Consider the following 18,350-nt stretch of genomic DNA (forward strand, 5'->3'; position numbering starts at 1 on the left):
AAACTTCTCAAACACCTTTAGAATAAATACGATAGTATAACTGAACTTGTTCGGAGATAAAGGAGTGGAAAACAATATGGCTAAGTATACCATTGTTGATAAGGATACTTGCATCGCTTGTGGTGCTTGTGGTGCTGCTGCACCCGACATTTACGATTACGATGATGAAGGAATCGCGTTTGTTATTTTAGATAATAACATGGGAACAGAACAAGTTCCAGATGAACTCGAAGAAGACATGGAAGATGCATTTGAAGGCTGTCCAACAGATTCTATCAAAGTTGCAGATACATCTTTCGAAGGCGATCCTTTAAAATACGAAGATTGATTAAAAAAAGAAGGCGTTGTGGGATATCCCACAACGCCTTCTTTTTTATATGCCTGTCAGAGCTGACCAGGCACTTTCGCTTTTCTTTGTCTAGACTCCAGTGCCTAGCTCTTCGGGACATAAGTCAACCCAACAGAGTGGCAAAGAACGCCACACTGCTGGGTCTCCTTATGCCTGTCAGAGCTGACCAGGCACTTTCGCTTTTCTATATCATTTATGATAAATAGTAGGTTCTTTGTTTTTCAATCCACGTGTGCATGCTGCTGAACATTAGCAAGACTACTGCGGTTAAAAGAACGCCTTTGATTAAGTTAAAAGGGAGTATTCCTAAAACGATCATTCCGAATAATGCGTCACCAGTTGTTGGTGGCACGTTAAGGAAATACGTGTACATCGGTAGAAAAACAAAATAATTTAAAATACTCATACCGATTGCCATCGACAATGTTCCTATTGTTAATCCAAAAGCCATTCCTTTTTTAGTTGCCACTTTTTGATAGATAAAATACACTGGCAAAATAAACAACAAGCTCGTTACGAAATTTGCCATGTGGCCAACTGGAACTCCTGTTGGGCTACCTGAGAAAAGCCAATCTAACACATTTTTAAAGAAGGCTACTAAAATCCCTGCGACTGGCCCCATTGTAACAGCGGCGATTAATGCAGGTACATCACTAAAATCTACTTTCAAAAAAGCAGGTAGTGCAGGTAGTGGAAAGTTAAAAAGCATCAATATAAACGAAATACTGCTTAACATCCCAATCACGATCATTGTTTGTAACTTTTTGTTCTTCATGTTCCTCTCTCCTTGTCGTGATTCACCAGAAGAAAGGTTCGGACTCCGTATTTACATATAAAAACCCTTAAGTAATAACTACTTAAGGGAGAAAAGGCACACTTAAAAGCGTTCCGTCTACATGTAAACGACAAACGTCCGCACCTTCACCTTCTCCCATCCAGACTATACTGTCGGCTTTGGAATCTCACCAAATCCTGCGTTTTACGGCTCGCGGGCTTATGAACAGAGTTCAATTACCGCCGGTAGGGAATTGCACCCTGCCCCGAAGATGAATCGATATTTTGTTATGCCCTAATATTAGTATAAAAAAGAAGGGTTGTAAACAAATTTGTTTACAACCCTTCTTTTGCTTACTGTAATGGCCACGCTATTAAATTAGGCGCTACCGGGATTGGTAATGCCTCATTAAAATCAAAACCGTTCCAATTCTCTTGCTGCATCCCTTTCACTACTACTTCTTTATCAAAAGTATTAGCTGTCAAAACAAAACTTTCAAGCATACGAACCACCTCTATTTTGTCTAATGACTCTAGGTCGACATTGTTCGTAAATTCAATTTGAACAAGTTTATCGGTTTCTGACACTTGAAATTCCCACTCTTGTGGAATTGTTGCCTTGTATATATCATTCGGATTTTCACCAAGTGCTGTAATGGCTTCTGTCACTGAATCAAACGGCATATTGTATCCTGGTGCAAGGTAAATTTCACCATGCTCCGTTTGATAAGCGTAGTATGCGAGATTCTCTACTCCCGGAACTAATTTTTCTACCGGTCCAACTTGAGAAAACTCTGCACTAGAACCATCTTCATTCACAACACTAATTTCTGTTACATCTTTAAATGTCTCTGTAATGGTATCCATGTATACACCAATACTTGCTGATGCCAAATCATATTGATGGTCTTGCGGAAGCAAATGGCGAATGCCTGTTGCCGTTTTCTCCAAAGTTCCAACGTACGGATGATAATTATCAAACCCTAGTGCGACTTCATCTAGGTCCTCTGCATATTCTTTATATAAATCTAACGATGTCGGCATAGAACCTTCAAAAGTCTTCATTATTTCTTCATTCGGAATTAGAAAAGACACTGGTATAACGAATGCATTCTGAGTCATCCCAATAGTCATCAAAGTTTGATCACCTATTGTTTCTTCATAAACTGCTGTTCGTAATATCCCATCTACTTGAGCCGTTGAATATGAATCTGAACTTTCATTGGGAGATTCTTCGGCTGCAGGTAAACTTTCTTGTTCTTCTAAACTTTCCTGAGTCTTCATCTCTGCCCCATCACTAGAACTGTCTCTATTTTGAGCAGAATCGATGCCATTTTGATTGATAATGGAGGAGACCAACAGTCCAACAGCGATAAACGCCAATGCTGCGACAAGAAGCGGTAACCATCTATTTGGCCGCTTATGAACCGGCTCTTTTTGAACCAACTGATTGTAGACTTTTTCTTTTGGCCGGTTATCTTTTATCGCAGGGAAATCCTTCAACAAATCTTCGATAGATTCATCGGTCCATTTGTTATTCGGCATTTCCATCTCCCCCTTCCCTAGCGATTAATTTTTCGCGCAAGGCTTTAATTGCACGGTGCTGGGTTGTTTTTACTTTTCCTTCAGTCCAGCCTAGTACTTCAGCAGTTTCCGCAATTGACAAGTCCTGAAAGAATCGCATAATAACGACCATCTTTTGATCTCCTGTACAAGTGTCTAATGCCTTGTATAAAAATATTTTATCTTCATTTAACAATGAAATTTCTTCTGGAAGTTTTTCCGACGAAACTAATTGCTGTGTTTCCCAATCAAAATATTCCATCGAATGTTTTGAGCGAACTGCCGCTTTTCGAAAATGATCAATTGCTACATTTTTAGCAATTGAAAAAAGCCATGTTTTCTCAGAACTTCTTCCTTCAAATCGCTCATAAGCACGAAAAGCACGAATATAAACTTCTTGCATCAAATCTTCTGCTAGATGCCGGTTTTTCACCAGATAAATTAAAAATTGAAAAACATCCTGGTGATACTCATCGTACAGCCGGTGGAAAACGGAGTCCTTCAATATACTCCCTCCGTTCTTTAGATTAGTCGTCACTGAAACTAAAAAGTTACATGTCTTTTAAAGGCAATAAGAAAACAAAAGAAGTGCCTTGTCCTACATTACTTTCCGCATAAATCTCACCTTCATGAGCTTGGATAATATTGCTCGCTATTGCTAAACCAAGACCAGTTCCACCTTTTCCAAGCGTCCTTGCCTTATTCGCCTTATAAAATCGCTCAAATACAAATTCCAAATCTTCTTTTGAAATACCGACTCCGTTATCATTGATTGAAATCTTTGCATACTCTTTTTGTTGTTCGACACGAACAACAACTTGCCCTTCTTTAGGCGTATGGCGTATGGCATTATCGATTAGATTCGTCATAACTTGTTCAATGCGATCTTCATCAATCTCCGTTGCCGCCCAATCATCGACAGTCGTTTCGAAAGACAATTGAACTCCGTTTTCTTTCGCAATTTGAGAAAACTTAAGTGTCATCCGTTCGATAGAGCTGTTTAATTGAACTATTTCTTTATAGAGTCGCATATATCCTGATTCTAAACGCGCAAGATTTAATAAGTCAGTGACTAAACGACCCATCCGTTGTGATTCTTCGTAGATGATTTTCGTCATTTCACGACGCTCTTCTTCTGTTGCACCAACATCATCTAAAATCGCTTCACTATAGCCTTGAAGCATAGCAATTGGTGTCCGCAACTCATGTGACACATTGGCGATAAAATCTTCCCTCAGCTTCTCTAAGCGATGCTGCTCTGTCATATTATGCAAAACTGCGACAGCTCCGCGAATCGATTCGCCACTATACAGCGGACTAAAATTAATGGCGTAATATGCACCTTCAATTTCCAATTCTTCTTCAATCTCTTCTTGAAACCCTATTACATGATCGAGCATATGAAGCATTTCTGCAGGCAACGTTTGTGCTTCTGTGGAACCATTTTTATAAGTCCAATATTTCAATAATTTTTCAGCTGGCGGATTACTTAGTAAAATGGTTTTATCCTGATTAAACGTGATAACAGCGTCTGCCATCGACGTCAAAATACTTGATAATTGTTCTTTTTCTTGATTAATCACTTCAACATGATGTTTTAATTGACGGCCCATTTGGTTAAATGCTGTGGCCAATTGGCCAATTTCATCACTAGAAGTCGCTTTAACTTTCGTGTCAAAATTGCCTTTTGCTAACTCAAATGCGCCTTCACGCATTTTCCGGAGAGGCGAAGTGATTCGTGATGATAAAAAGAAAGCAAAAAATGTTGTTAATAATAGTGCGATAAACGCCGACAAGAAAACAATATTGGTCGTTCGTTCCGCAGTGCGGTCCATTACTTCCAATGATTGATAAATAAACACAACACCATGCTTTTCTTCTCCGGTTTTCAATGGACTGGCTAGGACAATATAAGACTCGAGACGATTCTTTTCTGTTAAAGAAGGCAAAAGCATTTCTTTCATCACAGTTTCATTTGTTTCAAACACTTTCTGAAACGCTTTTTCATTTAATATTTCTTCACGTGTCTTTGTACCATTCAATCCATCATGAATGTAATAGCTACTTTCATACGGTTCTTCAGCGATCACTGCATTTGTCTCAGCACCTATAATATCACCAATGATTTCTAACGAATTCACTACTTCTTCATGCTCATTAAAAATATTCGCAATCATATTTGCTTCACTATTCAACGCTTCTTCCACAGTTTGACTATGATAGTTCCCTAGAAACTCCAAAAGCAGAACGGTCACTATAAAAAGGACAAAGGAAACGAGAAGCAGGATCGTAATCCAAAGCTTCCCGACAACACTATTCCATATTCTATTCATTGCCAACCTCAAATTTATAGCCAACGCCCCATACAGTGACAATCATTTTCGCAGCAGATTCTGATACGCGGTTCAGTTTTTCACGCAACCGTTTAACGTGCGTATCTACTGTACGTAGGTCACCGAAAAAGTCGTAATGCCATACTTCTTTTAGTAAATGCTCACGGTCAAAAACTTTATCGGGTGCTTTTGCTAAAAAGTACAATAATTCATATTCCTTTGGTGTTAAATTCACTTCTACACCATCAGCCGTAACACGATGAGCATCATGATCAATGGTCAAATGAGGGAAAACAACCAAATCTTTTGATGCTGTTGAATTGGAAATCGGCGAATAGGCAGACGAACGACGTAATATTGCTTTAACACGCAACACTACTTCTCTTGGACTAAAAGGCTTGACAATATAATCATCTACTCCAGCTTCAAAGCCTTCCACTCGGTTAGCTTCTTCTCCTTTTGCAGTAAGCATGATAATAGGAGTCATTTTAGTTTCACGTAATTCTGTAGCTACAGCGACACCATCTTTTTCAGGCATCATCAAATCGAGTAAGATACAATGATAATCTTTTTCTAGTGCCATCTCTAATGCTTGAACGCCATTTTCAGCTTCTTCTACTGCATATCCTTCACGCTCTAAATACATTTTTAACAATCGTCGAATTCGTTCCTCATCGTCTACTACTAAAACCGTAATTTCCTCTGACATACTAACCCCTCCAACTTTCTACTGTTATGTCTCATTGTACCGATAACCTTATTAAAAATAAAGAAAAGTGTAAGCGTACGTTGAAGTCTCGTCCAAAATAAAAGGCCTCTTCCGTTACCGGAAAAGGCCTGCTTGTTATGCGTAAGAATGCAACCCGGCGATTATTAAGTTTACTGCGACTAAGTTAAACATGATGATAATAAACCCAAGCACAGCTAGCCATGCAGATTTTTCACCTTGCCAACCTTTGCCTAAACGCAAATGCAAGTAAGCAGCATAGAATAACCACGTAATCAAAGCCCATACTTCTTTTGGGTCCCAGCCCCAGAAACGAGACCAAGCAATTTGCGCCCAAATCATGGCGAAGATTAATGCACCTAATGTAAATACTGGGAATCCAATAATTACGGCACGATAACCAATTTCATCCATCAATTGTATGTTAACATTTTTAACAAATGGTTTTAAAATCGCCGCTATACGTTTTCTGAAAACTAAACGAATTAGCCAATATAAAACCGTACCGAACAGAATTGACCATACAACAGTCGTCAATTTTCCTGCATGGACAATCGCAGGCATCTCTAAAAGTGGTGTCATGGCGTCGTCTGTTAACGCGACATAGTCATTCATGCCAAAAATCGGTGGCATTGTGTAAGTCACAACCGCATCTTTACTTTCTTTATCCACATAAGTAAATTCTGCTTCATAGCCTGTTAACGAGAAGAAACTACTAGCGATTACAAACCCAAGAACCAATACAAGCGAATACATAATGGCTTCTAAGCCCATTCGTTGCTTGGATTTTTTCGTAAGATCTACAACTTTCAATAAATAAATCAAGCCCGCAGCTGCACTAATTGCCAAAATTCCTTCTGCAATAACAACTGTGCTGACATGAATCGCCAACCAGTTTGTTTGAAGCGCCGGAATAAGCGGGCTGACTTCGCTTGGGAACATACTAGCGAATGCGATGATCAATAATGCTACAGGCAATACGATCATGCCCAAAACAGGGGTTTTATACAAGAAGTATAAAATGATAAATCCACCCACTAAAGTCATTCCGAACGCCGTTGTGAATTCGAACATATTACTTAATGGCGCATGACCTGTAGCTCCCCATCTCGTGAAGAAGTAGCCAAGGTTGGCAGCAAAACCGATAAGCGTGATGGTAATTGCCACCATACCCCATCGTGATTCTGATCTGAAGGTACCTTCTTTATTTCCTTTAACTGCTCCGCCGAAAACAAATGTTGCAATAAGATAAGCGACAAAGGCTACATATAATAAACTTGAACTTATTTCAGCTAACGTCATGACAATACTTCACCTTCCTTTTCCGCTTTCTCTTGTTTGTCGATTTCATCTTGCTGATCTGTGTAAGCGGGCAATGATGCATATTCAACAACTTGGTCTAAATCTTTTTTCAAGCCGAACCAGTTTTTGTTGGTATGACCGGCTAGTAAAATAGTGCCGTCAGTTTTTTGCTGAATCCAGAATCGACGATGATTAAAATACATCCCCTGAGCTACACCAATCATAAAGATTAAACCGCCAAGGCCAAGAATCGGCAAGGTGCTGTCTTTACGAACTGTTAAACCTGAAACATCGCGTGTTTCAACACTTTGGAAGGCTAATTTATACTCATTTTCCCCTAAAGGCTCAACAGTATTTTTAATCGTAATAAAGCTTGTTTCCCCTTCTGGCGTATCAGGTGTAAATAATTTCACTAAAAAGCCAGGATTGTTCGGTAATGGTGTAGCCGTTTGCGGTTCACCATTTTCAAATCCTGAGAAATCCGGATAATAACCAATCAATTGAACAGAAGCTCCATTATCAAGTTCATAATCTTTTTTCGGATCGATCAAATCAATGGTCAATTCACCAAAAGAGTCTTCTGTCTCTTTATTAATAAACGAAAACGTCATTGTTTTAAGCTCATCTAGACGGAAATCCATTTGATAAATAGCATATCCGTCAAATTTTAATGGTTGATTTACACGAATTGGATATTCTTTCACAACTTCTTGGCCATCAACTGCTCCAGGTAGTGCATCTTCTTTCTTTTTATACAAAACAATGTCTGTTTGATAGTTTTTAGCTACTGTACCGACACGATCCAAAGCTTCACCGAAAATTTCTTCTCCGCCTTCACCTGAATAATTTTCAAGTTCGAAGTTTTTGTTTTCCAAGTAATAACCAGGTACTTCCGGTATTGCTCTTGTTTCACCTTCGCGAATCCAAAGACTCTCATCAATATAAAATCCTGGCATCATACGTAACATAACTCCGAATAAAAAGATGATCAGTCCGATGTGATTGACATAAGGACCCCATCTAGAAAAACGACCTTTTTCAGCTAATAAGCCATTTTTATCTGTGCGGATTTTGTATTTCAACTCGGATAATTTTTCTTCTGCTTTTTTCAGCGTGTTGTCTTCTGCTCCTGACCCTTCAGCGTAAATTCGCTGCTTGTCCATAAAGCTTGGATGACGCAAAACACGTTGATTTTTTAATGATTTATAAAGAGGCACAAAACGATCTAAGCTGGCAATAATTAACGAAATAGCTAACATTCCAACTAAAATAATAAACCAAGACGAACTGTATAAATCATGGAAACCAAGTGCATGATAAATTTGACCAACTATACCATACGTATCAGCGTAATAATCTTTAATCGTTGCTTCTGTATTAGCAGGAACAAATGCTTTCTGTGGCAAGATTGTTCCTATCGCCGCAGCTATTAGCAGTAAAACAATAATCCCGACACCGACTTTAACACTTGAGAAAAAGTTCCAAATCTTATCAATCATAGATTTATTATAAGTTTGTGAACGCCTTGCAGTTCCTTCATAACGCATGTCGACCATTTTGCTATTTTGTTCTTTTTCAGTCAAAGACCGCCCACACGATTCACAAAGTATCGTACCAGGCGGATTTATATGACCGCATTGACATTGCAATTTTTCCATCCAAAAAATCTCCTTAGTCAGGTTTGATTTCTTCCATAAAGCCTTCAATATCCTGTTCTGTCATTTCACCTGTAATGATACGCTGAATGTTTCCTTCCGGATTCACAAGCACTGTGGTTGGCAATGGCCTTATGTTGTAAGCCGTCATCACACTTTTTGTTTTATCAATCACTACTGGAAAAGACAAGCCGTATTGATCAGCAAAAGATTGGACTTCAAAATCGGATTGAGCAATGTTTACTGCAAGAACTTGAACTCCTTCGTTTGAAAAGACCTCGTATTGCCGATCCATCGCCGGCATTTCTTTCGCACAAGGCTTACACCATGTACCCCAGAAATTTAAAAAGACACCTTGTCCTTCGTAATCTGATAATTTGTGATCCTTGCCTTCAAGATCTACTAAGGTGAAATTAGGTGCCTTGTCACCAACTTTTAGCACCGTCACATCTTCTGCTGTAGCACTGTTATAAATGGTATAGCCGATTGCAGCTATTAAAATCGCTAAGATGGTCGTTCGCATTACTGCTCTTTTTTTCTTTTTACTATTCTTTGTTTGTTTTTCTTCTTTATCCATAATCGTTCCCCCCTTCGAGGTATCTTACGTAAACCTAATTATAACAAATTTTAAACCGTCACAAATTCGGAGTTTTGAAGGGTTTGTGAACGTTAGACAATTAGACGCGCTTGCCCGTTTCTGCTAACACACGCAATAATTTAACTTCATGAGCAGATAGTTCACGTGATTCGCCAGCATTCAAGCCATGCAATGTTAGAAAAGCAAATTGTTCACGGCTCAATTTTTGAACTGGATAGCCAATTGCCTCGAACATTCTTCGAACTTGACGATTTCTTCCTTCATGGATGGTAATTTGCACAATCGCTTTACCTGTCTTTTTATCGCCAGACAAAAGCTTTACTTTTGCAGGTGCTGTCATGCCATCTTCGAGCTTGATGCCACGCTCTAATTTTCTTAAATCGTCTTTTTCGGGAATTCCTTTTAAACGTGCAACATAGGTTTTATCAATTTCAAATTTCGGGTGTGTAAGCATATTGGCAAATTCACCATCGTTTGTCATGATTAACAATCCAGACGTATCATAATCTAAACGACCAACTGGATAAATACGTTTTTCAATTCCTTCAAAAAAGTCTGTTACCACTTTTCGGTTTTTATCATCTGAAACAGCGGAAATGACGCCACGTGGTTTATATAATAAATGATAGACTTTCTGCTCTTTTTCAAGCTGAACGCCTTCTACTTCGATTTTATCTGAGTTTGAAACTTTCACACCAAGCTCTTTTATTGTTTTTCCGTTCACTCTTACTTTGCCGTCCAAAATCAATTGTTCCGATTTACGTCTTGATGCTACGCCTGCATGTGCAAGTACTTTTTGTAATCTTTCCATAAATAAGTTCACCTCATTAGTATTTTTTCGAAAAGCGTACGCACCTGAGTGGAACAGATGCTACAACTAGGTATTTTAAAACGTGTTTCACCTTATCTAGCCGAGTACTGCAAATATATTACAATAACTTGATATGCCGTTCGTTCCTCTCGGAATTATGTCACATTTCTCTGAAAAGCGGAAGCACTAAGCTCAAAAGAAAAGAAGACTGTCAATAACACAGCCTTCTTGTAAAGCTTTACACTTTCACTTCTTCTTTAAAGGTTTGTTGAAAACTCGTCATAAAAAGATCGGTATCTTCATCCAAATCATTTGCAGCCTCTTCCGGTAAAGGGGGCAGTTCCTCTAGATTCTTCAAACCAAAATAATTTAGAAACTCCTTTGTTGTGCCGTATAAAATAGCACGCCCAGTTCCTTCAACACGTCCCGCTTCTTGAACTAATCCTTTAGCAGTTAATGTTTGGAGCGCTTTTTCACTTTTCACTCCGCGTAAATCTTCTACTTCTACTCGTGTAATTGGCTGCTTGTAGGCAATAATTGCTAGCACTTCTAAAGACGCCTGTGACAACGCTTGTACAGTCGGATTTTCCACCAGTTTCTGAATTGTTTCAGCAACTTCCTGCTTGGTGACCAATTGTAATACACCTGCTAATTCTTTAAGTGCAATGCCACTAACTGACGAACTGTATCTTTCATCTAATTCATGAATACTTTCTTGTAATTCTTCTACGCTAACTTCTGTTAAAAATTGAAGCTGTTTTAATGTGAGACCATCGTCTCCTGCCACAAAAAGTAAAGCTTCTATTTTACTCGAAAGATTCGTCTTCATATTCCCACTTTTCCTTTCTGAGTTCCACCATCAAATCAGTAAAATTCTTTTGCTGCTCTACAGCAACCACTTGTCGTTTCATCAATTCCAAAATCGATAAAAACGAGACAACGAGCACAGAATTATCATCTGAAGGAAATAAATCACTAAAAGCTGTTCGACCTTTTGACAACTTCAACTGATCCACTATGGAAGTCATTTGCTGCTTTATAGAAATTTCTTGTCTAGCAATTCTCGCAGATAAAGGCGCTTTTAATTGCTTGCGACGAAGCATTTTTTGAAAAGCACCAAGCATATCGTAAGCATTTACTTCAAGATTGACTTGGTCATCGGGTAAAGCTATTTGCAGATCTGATAAATCCATCGGTGCTTTTGTATAAATTATGGAACGATTGCTTTCAAGTTCTCTTAAATTTTCTGAAGCATCTTTGAACTTACGGTACTCTACGAGTCGAGTCACTAATTCTTCTCGTGGATCCTGCTCATCAAATTCATATTCGATTTCATCTAATTCACCTTCATGAACTGGCAAAAGTGTTTTGCTTTTTATCGCTAGTAAAGTAGCCGCCATAACAAGGTACTCGCTCGCTTCATTTAATTCAAGGACTTGCATCGCACGTATGTGTTCCATATACTGTGAAGTAATCTGTGAAACTGGAATATCGTAAATATCAATTTCCAAACGGTGGATTAAATGCAATAATAAATCAAGAGGACCTTCAAAGGCCTCTACTTTCACTTCATAAGACATGACTGTACCACCTGACTGTTAAAATACTCATTTATCCCGATTAATGGGCAATTATTCTTTATTATAGTAGAAAGGGGATCAAAATGCATCCACTTCAACATCCACTGTTTATCCAGTACATCGTTAATTTTAATCTAGAAAAAGATTTTTTTGAATGTCATGAAGTTGGCGAGGACTACTGGAAGTTAGTTGCACCGAAAGATAAAATGCACCCCCTTACCGGTTGGATTCAATTAGCTGTTGGCATGTACCATTGGAGAAGAAGCAATTATCCCGGTGCATTGCGCTCGTTTATCCGCGCCAAAGTTAAGTTAACGGCAGGAGGCGTTTGGGTCGAAGGGATTGATCACGAAAAAGTGATCGGCATTTTAACTTATTCGATAAAAGCTGTTACAGAACGCAAGCCTTTTGTTGTACAGGAAATTCCTGTTGTTTCAGAAGAGTTGATAAAAGCAGTAGAAGCATACTGTTCTGATAACCCTTTACCTCAACAAGACCCTTATTTCCTTATGCACAAACATAGACTTCGAGATCGATCTTCAATTATTAGTTTACGTGAACAAAAAAAAAGGCGAAACCTTTAACTTAAAGGTCGCCTTTTTTTACTGGGCATTTTTTTAGAAAGGCATCGGTTTCTTCCGTTGCACGCATTTCTCGTTCTTGCATCATATTTTGGATTTTACCGATCATCTCATGACCGATTCCTTCTCCACGATGTGAAGGGTTTACTGATATGTGGTGGATAGTATAAGACTCTTCTTCTACTTGCAGTCCTAATAACCCAACAAAATCATCTTCTTTTTTCCAAAGGAACAATTGCCAATCCGGATTTTCTTCATAAATATGCATGGTTTGCTGAAGTTTTTTCAGTTCTCGTTCTTTTGGCATGAACGACATTAGCCCCATCGCAATCTTTTCGAATGATTTCTTATATCTGAATAACATATTTAAATCCCTCATTTTCGTCTTAAAGCGGCTTTTACCATACTACTATAAATCACTTGATAACTCAAGAGAGCCTTTTTTAGCCGCTAATGACATTTTCTGCAAAGAAGAGCCAGTAAACAATTCCCCAACCAATAGCCATCGCTAATATAAATAATAGCAAAACTACGTTTTCTTTTTTCATTCTTGCGCAGCCTTTTGCGAATAAGGTAAGTCTTGTTTGATTAAATCGTCGTTTGTTTCACGTTTAACTACAAGCTGAGAAACACCATTTTCGACAAAAATAACAGCTGGTCGTGCAATACGATTGTAATTGCTCGCCATTGAATAGCCATATGCTCCGGTACAGAAAATGCCCAAAATATCTCCTGCCGCTACAACAGGAAGGTCTGCTTGTTCAATTAGTTTGTCTCCAGACTCACAGCATTTCCCTGCAATTGTATATTGTTCAGTCAATCCGGCATTTGCATTATTTGCGATTACCGAACTGTATTTTGCTCCGTACAAAGCAGGACGAATATTATCAGACATCCCTCCGTCAACGGCAGCATACTTCCTAGTTCCTGGAACTTCTTTTGTAGATCCAATTGTATATAGTGTCGTTCCGGCGTCACCAATTAACGAACGACCTGGTTCGATCCAAATTTCAGGAATTGGGTATCCAGAAGCATTGGCCGTTTGTTTCACCGTTTCAATCATCTGTTCTACATAAACAGCTGGTTCAAGTGGCTTGTCTTCTTCTGTATAACGAATTCCAAAGCCTCCACCAAGGTTTAATACCGGACAAGTATAATCAAATTGTTCTTTCCAACTCGCCATTTTTTGCATTAGTTTTTCAGAAGCCAATTGAAATGCACCCGTATCAAAAATTTGCGAGCCGATATGGCAATGCAGACCTAATAAATTCAAATAGTCGTTGTCAAAGGTTTGTTCAAATGCACGATCTGCTTGACCATTTTTCAAATCAAAACCGAACTTCGAATCTTCTTGGCCTGTTGTAATATAGTCATGTGTATGAGCTTCAATGCCCGGAGTTACACGCAATAAGATATTCATTGGTTGCTCTAATCGCTCGGAAAGTTTCTTCAATAAGTCGATTTCATAAAAATTATCGACTACAATGCAGCCAATCCCCACTTCAAAAGCCATCTGTAATTCTTCTACACTTTTGTTATTGCCATGAAAATGGATTTTTTCAACTGGAAATCCAGCTTTAACAGCTGTATAAAGTTCACCAGCAGAAACCACATCTAACGACAGCTTTTCTTCTGCTGCTACTTGATAAATCGCAATCGTCGAAAAAGCTTTACTAGCATAAGCCACTTGATAGCCAATTCCTGCTTTTTCAAACGTTTCTTGAAAAGCTCTAGCTCGGTCGCGAAATAATTGAATATCGTAAACATAAAGAGGCGTACCGTATTTTTCCGCCAACTCTACTGAATCAGTTCCACCGATTGTTAAATGACCTTGGTCATTAATTGTTTGTGTGCCATATAAATGCAATTGAAATCCCTCCTGATAATAGCTTTATAAGAAAAATCTTGCTGAGCAATTACCCAGCAAGATTTAGTGTCAATCGGTTATCAAAGCTGAAATCAGTTTGATTTTTTCAACCGGTTCACTTGTATATTCGATACTATTATATATCATTTTAGAACATTCTGCGAGCTCTTCTGTATTCGAATAAATCGTAGCAATCGACTCTCCCGCTTTAACGAAGTCTCCCACTTTTTTGCGGAGAACAATTCCAACAGCTAAATCAATTTCTGATTCTTTTGTTGCCCGTCCTGCACCTAGCACCATTGCAGCAGTACCAATTTCATCCGCTTCCATAAATGAAATATAACCGTCTTCTTTTGAAGGAACTTCAGTTACGAATTTAGCTTGTGGCAATAATGTGACATCATCCACAACAGCTGGATTGCCACCTTGATCTGCGATAAATTGCTTGAACATTTCTAAAGCCTGTCCATTTCGGATTACTTCTTCTAACATTGTTCGCGCTTCTTCAAGCGTTTCTGCTTTTCCACCAACTACAACCATTTGACTACCAAGAACCATGCACAATTCAGTCAAATCTTCTGGACCATTACCTTGTAAAGTTTCAATGGCTTCTTTAACTTCTAATGCATTACCAATAGCAAATCCAAGGGGCTGGCTCATATCAGAAATAATCGCCATAGTTTTTCTACCAGTTGCATTGCCAATTCCAACCATTGCATGCGCTAATTCTTTAGCGTCTTCCGGTGTTTTCATGAATGCCCCTTCGCCAGTTTTCACGTCTAAAACGATTGCATCTGCTCCAGCTGCAATTTTTTTGCTCATAATCGAGCTTGCAATTAACGGAATGCTGTTTACAGTACCCGTGACATCACGAAGTGCATACATTTTTTTATCTGCAGGCGTCAAGTTGCCACTTTGTCCGATTACCGCTAATTTATGATCATTTACTTGTTTGATAAAATCTTCCGTTGAAAGTTCAACGTGGAAGCCATCGATTGCTTCTAACTTATCAATCGTTCCACCAGTATGACCAAGTCCACGTCCACTCATTTTCGCAACTGGAACGCCACATGCAGCGACTAACGGTCCTAAAACCAAAGTCGTTGTATCGCCTACGCCACCTGTAGAATGTTTGTCGACTTTAATGCCTTCAATTGCTGACAAGTCAATTTGGTCGCCCGATTCTGCCATCGCCATTGTTAAATCCGCGCGTTCACGCTCTGTCATATTTTGAAAATAAACTGCCATTAGAAAAGCACTCATTTGATAATCAGAAATATCACCATTTGTATATCCTGTAATAACAAATTTAATTTCTTCTGTCGATAACTCATTGCCATCTCTTTTCTTCTCGATTACATCTACCATTCTCATACACACTACCGCCTTCTCCATTTAATTTTGAACAGTTAAACTACGCTTTAAATATCTACTTATTGATTTATGTGAGATAAAAAGCTCTTACCGAATTTAGGCATTTCTACCGAGAAGTTTTCAGCGATAGTAGCACCGATGTCAGCAAAAGTTTTACCGGTTTCCAGCTCATGTCCACCCGTGAAACGAGGAGAATAAGTTAAAAGTGGTACATATTCACGCGTATGGTCTGTCCCAGGGAATGTCGGATCGTTCCCGTGATCAGCTGTAATGATTAACAAATCATCTTGCTGCATTTTTTCCAACACTTCTGGAAGACGAGCATCAAATGCTTCTAACGCATCGCCGTACCCTTGTGGATTTCTTCTGTGACCATAAAGTGCATCAAAGTCTACCAAATTCAAAAAGCTTAGTCCGTTAAAATCTTCTTTTATAACTTGCACTAGTTTGTCCATGCCATCCATATTATCTTTTGTACGAATCGCTTTCGTCACACCTGCTCCGTTATAAATATCATCGATTTTACCGATAGCGATAACATCTTTTCCACCGTCTTTTAATTCGTTCATAACAGTGCGGTCAAATGGCGCTAAAGCATAGTCGTGACGGTTTGATGTCCGTTTAAACGCTCCAGGCTCCCCAAGAAATGGACGTGCAATAATACGACCTACTAAATATTCGGGTGCTAACGTCAATTCACGAGCGATTTCACAAATACGGTAAAGTTCTTCTAACGGGATGATTTCCTCGTGAGCCGCAATTTGCAATACAGGATCAGCAGAAGTATAGACGATAATTGCGCCTGTTTCCATATGCTGTTGGCCAAGCTCATCTAAAATTTCAGTACCACTTGCTGGTTTGTTACCAATCACTTTACGACCCGTTTTTTCTTCAAGTTGTTCGATTAATTCTTTTGGGAAGCCATCTGGATACACTTTGAAAGGAGTATCAATATTCAGGCCCATAATCTCCCAATGCCCAGTCATTGTATCTTTTCCAACTGAAGCTTCTTGTAATTTCCCGTAATAAGCGGATGGTGAATCTACATTTGCAAGCCCTTTCACAGGGACGATATTGCCAAGTCCTAAATTCTCCATATTTGGCATTGTTAAACCGCCTACTGATTCAGCGATATGTCCGAGAGTATCTGATCCTATGTCCCCGTAAGCTTCAGCATCTGGCGCTTCTCCAATGCCTACTGAATCTAATACTACTAAATGAACGCGTTTAAATGGTTTTGTCGTCATAAGTATTCCTCCTTATTTTGCTTCTAGTTTACCACATTCACTACCCTCGTCGGAAGTCAGACCTTTATTATGCACGTGGATGGAATTGAGAATAAACGTCTTTTAATCGTGTTTTACTCACGTGCGTATAAATTTGAGTTGTAGAAATATCTGCATGGCCCAACATTTCTTGAACCGCGCGAATATCTGCTCCATTTTCTAGTAGGTGTGTAGCAAAAGAATGGCGCAGTGTATGCGGTGTTAACTCTTTTTGAATACCCGCTTTTTGGGCGTGTTGTTTTAGAAGTTTCCAAAACCCTTGACGAGTTAACCGTTTTCCCCGTTGATTAATGAACAAGGCATCCGTCTTTTCTCCACTCTTCACTAAATCAATCCGTCCTTGCTCAAGGTAGGTTTGACAAGACTTTAAAGCAGATTTCCCTAAAGGAATAATTCGTTCTTTGCCGCCTTTTCCTGTACAGCGAACAAATCCCATCGTTAAATGTACATCTTCTATATCAAGATTAATACATTCACTAACACGCATACCACTAGCATACAATAATTCCAACATTGCTTGATCACGCAATCCGTTTGCTTTGTTGGTAGCAGGCGCTTGTATTAAGGCATCAACCTCTTCAATAGATAAAATGTTCGGTAATTTCTTGTCCATTTGAGGCATTTCCAAGTGAACGGTTGGATCTGTTTCGACAATACGTTCACGAATCATAAATTGATGAAAAGAACGAATGGAGGATATATGACGAGCTACTGTTCGTGGCGTTTTTGTCGTTTCTTTCAAGTGACGTAAATGATTTAATATATGCACACGTTCAACTTTTTTTAAAGATTCTAGCTGCTCTACTTCTTTTAAATACTGTAAATAGACTTTTAAGTCGCGTTCATAAGACGATAAAGTATTGTCCGCAAGCTGTCTTTCAACACGCAGAAAATGTATATAATCATCGAGTGCATCTTTGCCAAAATTCATGTCTCTGCCTCCTTAACCTACTACGTTTACATATGGGTTTTCCCACAATAAAAGGACGGCCTGTATGGGCCGTCCTTTTTGGCATCAGTTATTCTGATGGATTTTGAGAATTGCTGTCGTTGCAGCGCCAGCAGATGCCATGGAAAGTAAGACGGTGGTCTTTAATTTGGAAATTCCAGCGTTTCTCTACTATGTTCTCCACATCTTCTAAAAGGTCTTCTTGTATTTCATCTACTGCTCCACATTCCAAACAAACAAGATGATGATGGAAATGTGCCGCACCTTCTTGACGCAGATCATAACGTGACACACCATCACCGAAATTTATTTTGTCGACAATTTTCAATTCCGTTAAAAGTTCTAATGTCCGGTATACTGTTGCCAATCCGATTTCTGGTGCAATGTCTTTCACTAAAAGATAGACGTCTTCAGCACTCAAATGGTCTTCTTCATGGTCCAACAAAACTCGAACTGTTGCTTCACGCTGTGGCGTCAATTTGTAACTCGCAGCGTGTAATTGTTTTTTTATGCGGTCGATTCTAGTTTCCATGCGACGCCCTCCCTCAAACTGCCTTTATTATATCAAAAGGGAGTTCTCAATTACAAGAATACTATTCAT

At 39.0% G+C, this 18,350-nt stretch carries 19 protein-coding genes and 1 riboswitch; of the genes, 2 read left to right on the forward strand and 17 right to left on the reverse strand.

All coding sequences use genetic code 11. The annotated features are described in order from the left end of the window. Positions 1-76 precede the first annotated feature (76 nt). Positions 77-328: a ferredoxin gene (locus BBI08_RS10295; protein WP_006829841.1), complete on the forward strand. Its 252-nt coding sequence runs from the start codon at positions 77-79 to the stop codon at positions 326-328. A 214-nt stretch (positions 329-542) separates the two neighbouring features. Here the strand turns inward: BBI08_RS10295 and BBI08_RS10300 are convergent, their stop codons facing one another. The 11 genes from BBI08_RS10300 to BBI08_RS10350 form a co-directional block, all read right to left on the reverse strand. Then, on the reverse strand, positions 543-1,124 hold the full coding sequence (locus BBI08_RS10300; RefSeq protein WP_065528060.1) for an ECF transporter S component: 582 nt from the start codon (positions 1,122-1,124) through the stop codon (positions 543-545). Between the two features lie 144 nt (positions 1,125-1,268). Then, a riboswitch (FMN riboswitch) is annotated at positions 1,269-1,401 on the reverse strand. Between the two features lie 76 nt (positions 1,402-1,477). Continuing rightward, positions 1,478-2,668, reverse strand: coding sequence for a hypothetical protein (locus BBI08_RS10305; RefSeq protein WP_008497812.1), 1,191 nt, complete (start codon positions 2,666-2,668; stop codon positions 1,478-1,480). Next, positions 2,658-3,224 (reverse strand): RNA polymerase sigma factor SigX, encoded by a 567-nt coding sequence (gene sigX, locus BBI08_RS10310; RefSeq protein ID WP_330217550.1) that lies wholly within the window; start codon positions 3,222-3,224, stop codon positions 2,658-2,660. Before sigX ends, BBI08_RS10305 begins: the two co-directional genes overlap by 11 nt. 13 nt (positions 3,225-3,237) lie before the next feature. After that, entirely contained in the window at positions 3,238-5,019 is a 1,782-nt protein-coding gene (locus BBI08_RS10315; RefSeq protein WP_040850867.1) for an ATP-binding protein, read from the reverse strand. Beyond that, positions 5,012-5,728, reverse strand: coding sequence for a response regulator transcription factor (locus BBI08_RS10320; RefSeq protein ID WP_008497814.1), 717 nt, complete (start codon positions 5,726-5,728; stop codon positions 5,012-5,014). The genes BBI08_RS10315 and BBI08_RS10320 overlap by 8 nt, the downstream gene beginning before the upstream one ends. Positions 5,729-5,863: 135 nt before the next feature. Continuing rightward, a complete protein-coding gene (ccsB, locus tag BBI08_RS10325) occupies positions 5,864-7,048 on the reverse strand; it encodes a c-type cytochrome biogenesis protein CcsB (protein ID WP_008497815.1) in 1,185 nt (394 codons plus the stop codon). Further along, positions 7,045-8,706 (reverse strand): cytochrome c biogenesis ResB family protein, encoded by a 1,662-nt coding sequence (locus BBI08_RS10330; protein ID WP_040850869.1) that lies wholly within the window; start codon positions 8,704-8,706, stop codon positions 7,045-7,047. Before BBI08_RS10330 ends, ccsB begins: the two co-directional genes overlap by 4 nt. A gap of 13 nt (positions 8,707-8,719) precedes the next feature. Continuing rightward, positions 8,720-9,280 (reverse strand): thiol-disulfide oxidoreductase ResA, encoded by a 561-nt coding sequence (gene resA, locus BBI08_RS10335; RefSeq protein WP_065528061.1) that lies wholly within the window; start codon positions 9,278-9,280, stop codon positions 8,720-8,722. A 100-nt stretch (positions 9,281-9,380) separates the two neighbouring features. After that, entirely contained in the window at positions 9,381-10,112 is a 732-nt protein-coding gene (locus tag BBI08_RS10340) for a pseudouridine synthase (RefSeq protein WP_008430976.1), read from the reverse strand. A gap of 238 nt (positions 10,113-10,350) precedes the next feature. Beyond that, entirely contained in the window at positions 10,351-10,941 is a 591-nt protein-coding gene (gene scpB / locus BBI08_RS10345; RefSeq protein WP_008497818.1) for an SMC-Scp complex subunit ScpB, read from the reverse strand. After that, a complete protein-coding gene (locus BBI08_RS10350; protein WP_008497819.1) occupies positions 10,919-11,692 on the reverse strand; it encodes a segregation/condensation protein A in 774 nt (257 codons plus the stop codon). The genes scpB and BBI08_RS10350 overlap by 23 nt, the downstream gene beginning before the upstream one ends. 83 nt (positions 11,693-11,775) lie before the next feature. On the opposite strand from BBI08_RS10350, the gene BBI08_RS10355 reads away from it, so the two are divergent. Beyond that, positions 11,776-12,276, forward strand: coding sequence for a DUF309 domain-containing protein (locus BBI08_RS10355; RefSeq protein WP_065528062.1), 501 nt, complete (start codon positions 11,776-11,778; stop codon positions 12,274-12,276). A 1-nt stretch (position 12,277) separates the two neighbouring features. Here the strand turns inward: BBI08_RS10355 and BBI08_RS10360 are convergent, their stop codons facing one another. The 6 genes from BBI08_RS10360 to fur all read right to left on the reverse strand — a co-directional run bounded on the left by BBI08_RS10360 (position 12,278) and on the right by fur (position 18,281). Further along, positions 12,278-12,637, reverse strand: coding sequence for a GNAT family N-acetyltransferase (locus BBI08_RS10360; RefSeq protein WP_065528063.1), 360 nt, complete (start codon positions 12,635-12,637; stop codon positions 12,278-12,280). 180 nt (positions 12,638-12,817) lie between these two features. Beyond that, entirely contained in the window at positions 12,818-14,140 is a 1,323-nt protein-coding gene (lysA, locus tag BBI08_RS10365; RefSeq protein WP_065528064.1) for a diaminopimelate decarboxylase, read from the reverse strand. A gap of 69 nt (positions 14,141-14,209) precedes the next feature. Then, a complete protein-coding gene (locus BBI08_RS10370) occupies positions 14,210-15,514 on the reverse strand; it encodes a pyrimidine-nucleoside phosphorylase (protein WP_008497821.1) in 1,305 nt (434 codons plus the stop codon). Between the two features lie 59 nt (positions 15,515-15,573). Further along, the gene (deoB, locus tag BBI08_RS10375) at positions 15,574-16,761 is read right to left on the reverse strand and encodes a phosphopentomutase (RefSeq protein WP_008497822.1); all 1,188 of its coding nucleotides are present in this window, start codon (positions 16,759-16,761) and stop codon (positions 15,574-15,576) included. Positions 16,762-16,828: 67 nt separating this feature from the next. Further along, positions 16,829-17,731 (reverse strand): site-specific tyrosine recombinase XerD, encoded by a 903-nt coding sequence (gene xerD, locus BBI08_RS10380; RefSeq protein ID WP_008497823.1) that lies wholly within the window; start codon positions 17,729-17,731, stop codon positions 16,829-16,831. An 88-nt stretch (positions 17,732-17,819) separates the two neighbouring features. Beyond that, complete coding sequence (gene fur, locus BBI08_RS10385) at positions 17,820-18,281, reverse strand: ferric iron uptake transcriptional regulator (RefSeq protein WP_008430965.1); 462 nt, start codon at positions 18,279-18,281, stop codon at positions 17,820-17,822. Positions 18,282-18,350 lie beyond the last annotated feature (69 nt).

The sequence above is a fragment of the Planococcus halocryophilus genome (genome assembly GCF_001687585.2).
In the GTDB taxonomy this organism is placed as follows: Bacteria; Bacillota; Bacilli; order Bacillales_A; family Planococcaceae; genus Planococcus; species Planococcus halocryophilus.

Excerpts from the sequence above, each read along its gene's own strand:
- fur (WP_008430965.1), bottom strand. The coding sequence starts at position 18,281 with ATGGAAACTAGAATCGACCGCATAAAAAAACAATTACACGCTGCGAGT.
- BBI08_RS10350 (WP_008497819.1), bottom strand. The coding sequence starts at position 11,692 with ATGTCTTATGAAGTGAAAGTAGAGGCCTTTGAAGGTCCTCTTGATTTA.
- BBI08_RS10305 (WP_008497812.1), bottom strand. The coding sequence starts at position 2,668 with ATGCCGAATAACAAATGGACCGATGAATCTATCGAAGATTTGTTGAAG.
- BBI08_RS10355 (WP_065528062.1), top strand. The coding sequence starts at position 11,776 with ATGCATCCACTTCAACATCCACTGTTTATCCAGTACATCGTTAATTTT.
- BBI08_RS10330 (WP_040850869.1), bottom strand. The coding sequence starts at position 8,706 with ATGGAAAAATTGCAATGTCAATGCGGTCATATAAATCCGCCTGGTACG.
- BBI08_RS10340 (WP_008430976.1), bottom strand. The coding sequence starts at position 10,112 with ATGGAAAGATTACAAAAAGTACTTGCACATGCAGGCGTAGCATCAAGA.
- BBI08_RS10370 (WP_008497821.1), bottom strand. The coding sequence starts at position 15,514 with ATGAGAATGGTAGATGTAATCGAGAAGAAAAGAGATGGCAATGAGTTA.
- BBI08_RS10315 (WP_040850867.1), bottom strand. The coding sequence starts at position 5,019 with ATGAATAGAATATGGAATAGTGTTGTCGGGAAGCTTTGGATTACGATC.
- resA (WP_065528061.1), bottom strand. The coding sequence starts at position 9,280 with ATGGATAAAGAAGAAAAACAAACAAAGAATAGTAAAAAGAAAAAAAGA.
- ccsB (WP_008497815.1), bottom strand. The coding sequence starts at position 7,048 with ATGACGTTAGCTGAAATAAGTTCAAGTTTATTATATGTAGCCTTTGTC.
- deoB (WP_008497822.1), bottom strand. The coding sequence starts at position 16,761 with ATGACGACAAAACCATTTAAACGCGTTCATTTAGTAGTATTAGATTCA.
- BBI08_RS10300 (WP_065528060.1), bottom strand. The coding sequence starts at position 1,124 with ATGAAGAACAAAAAGTTACAAACAATGATCGTGATTGGGATGTTAAGC.
- xerD (WP_008497823.1), bottom strand. The coding sequence starts at position 17,731 with ATGAATTTTGGCAAAGATGCACTCGATGATTATATACATTTTCTGCGT.
- scpB (WP_008497818.1), bottom strand. The coding sequence starts at position 10,941 with ATGAAGACGAATCTTTCGAGTAAAATAGAAGCTTTACTTTTTGTGGCA.
- BBI08_RS10360 (WP_065528063.1), bottom strand. The coding sequence starts at position 12,637 with ATGTTATTCAGATATAAGAAATCATTCGAAAAGATTGCGATGGGGCTA.
- BBI08_RS10320 (WP_008497814.1), bottom strand. The coding sequence starts at position 5,728 with ATGTCAGAGGAAATTACGGTTTTAGTAGTAGACGATGAGGAACGAATT.
- BBI08_RS10295 (WP_006829841.1), top strand. The coding sequence starts at position 77 with ATGGCTAAGTATACCATTGTTGATAAGGATACTTGCATCGCTTGTGGT.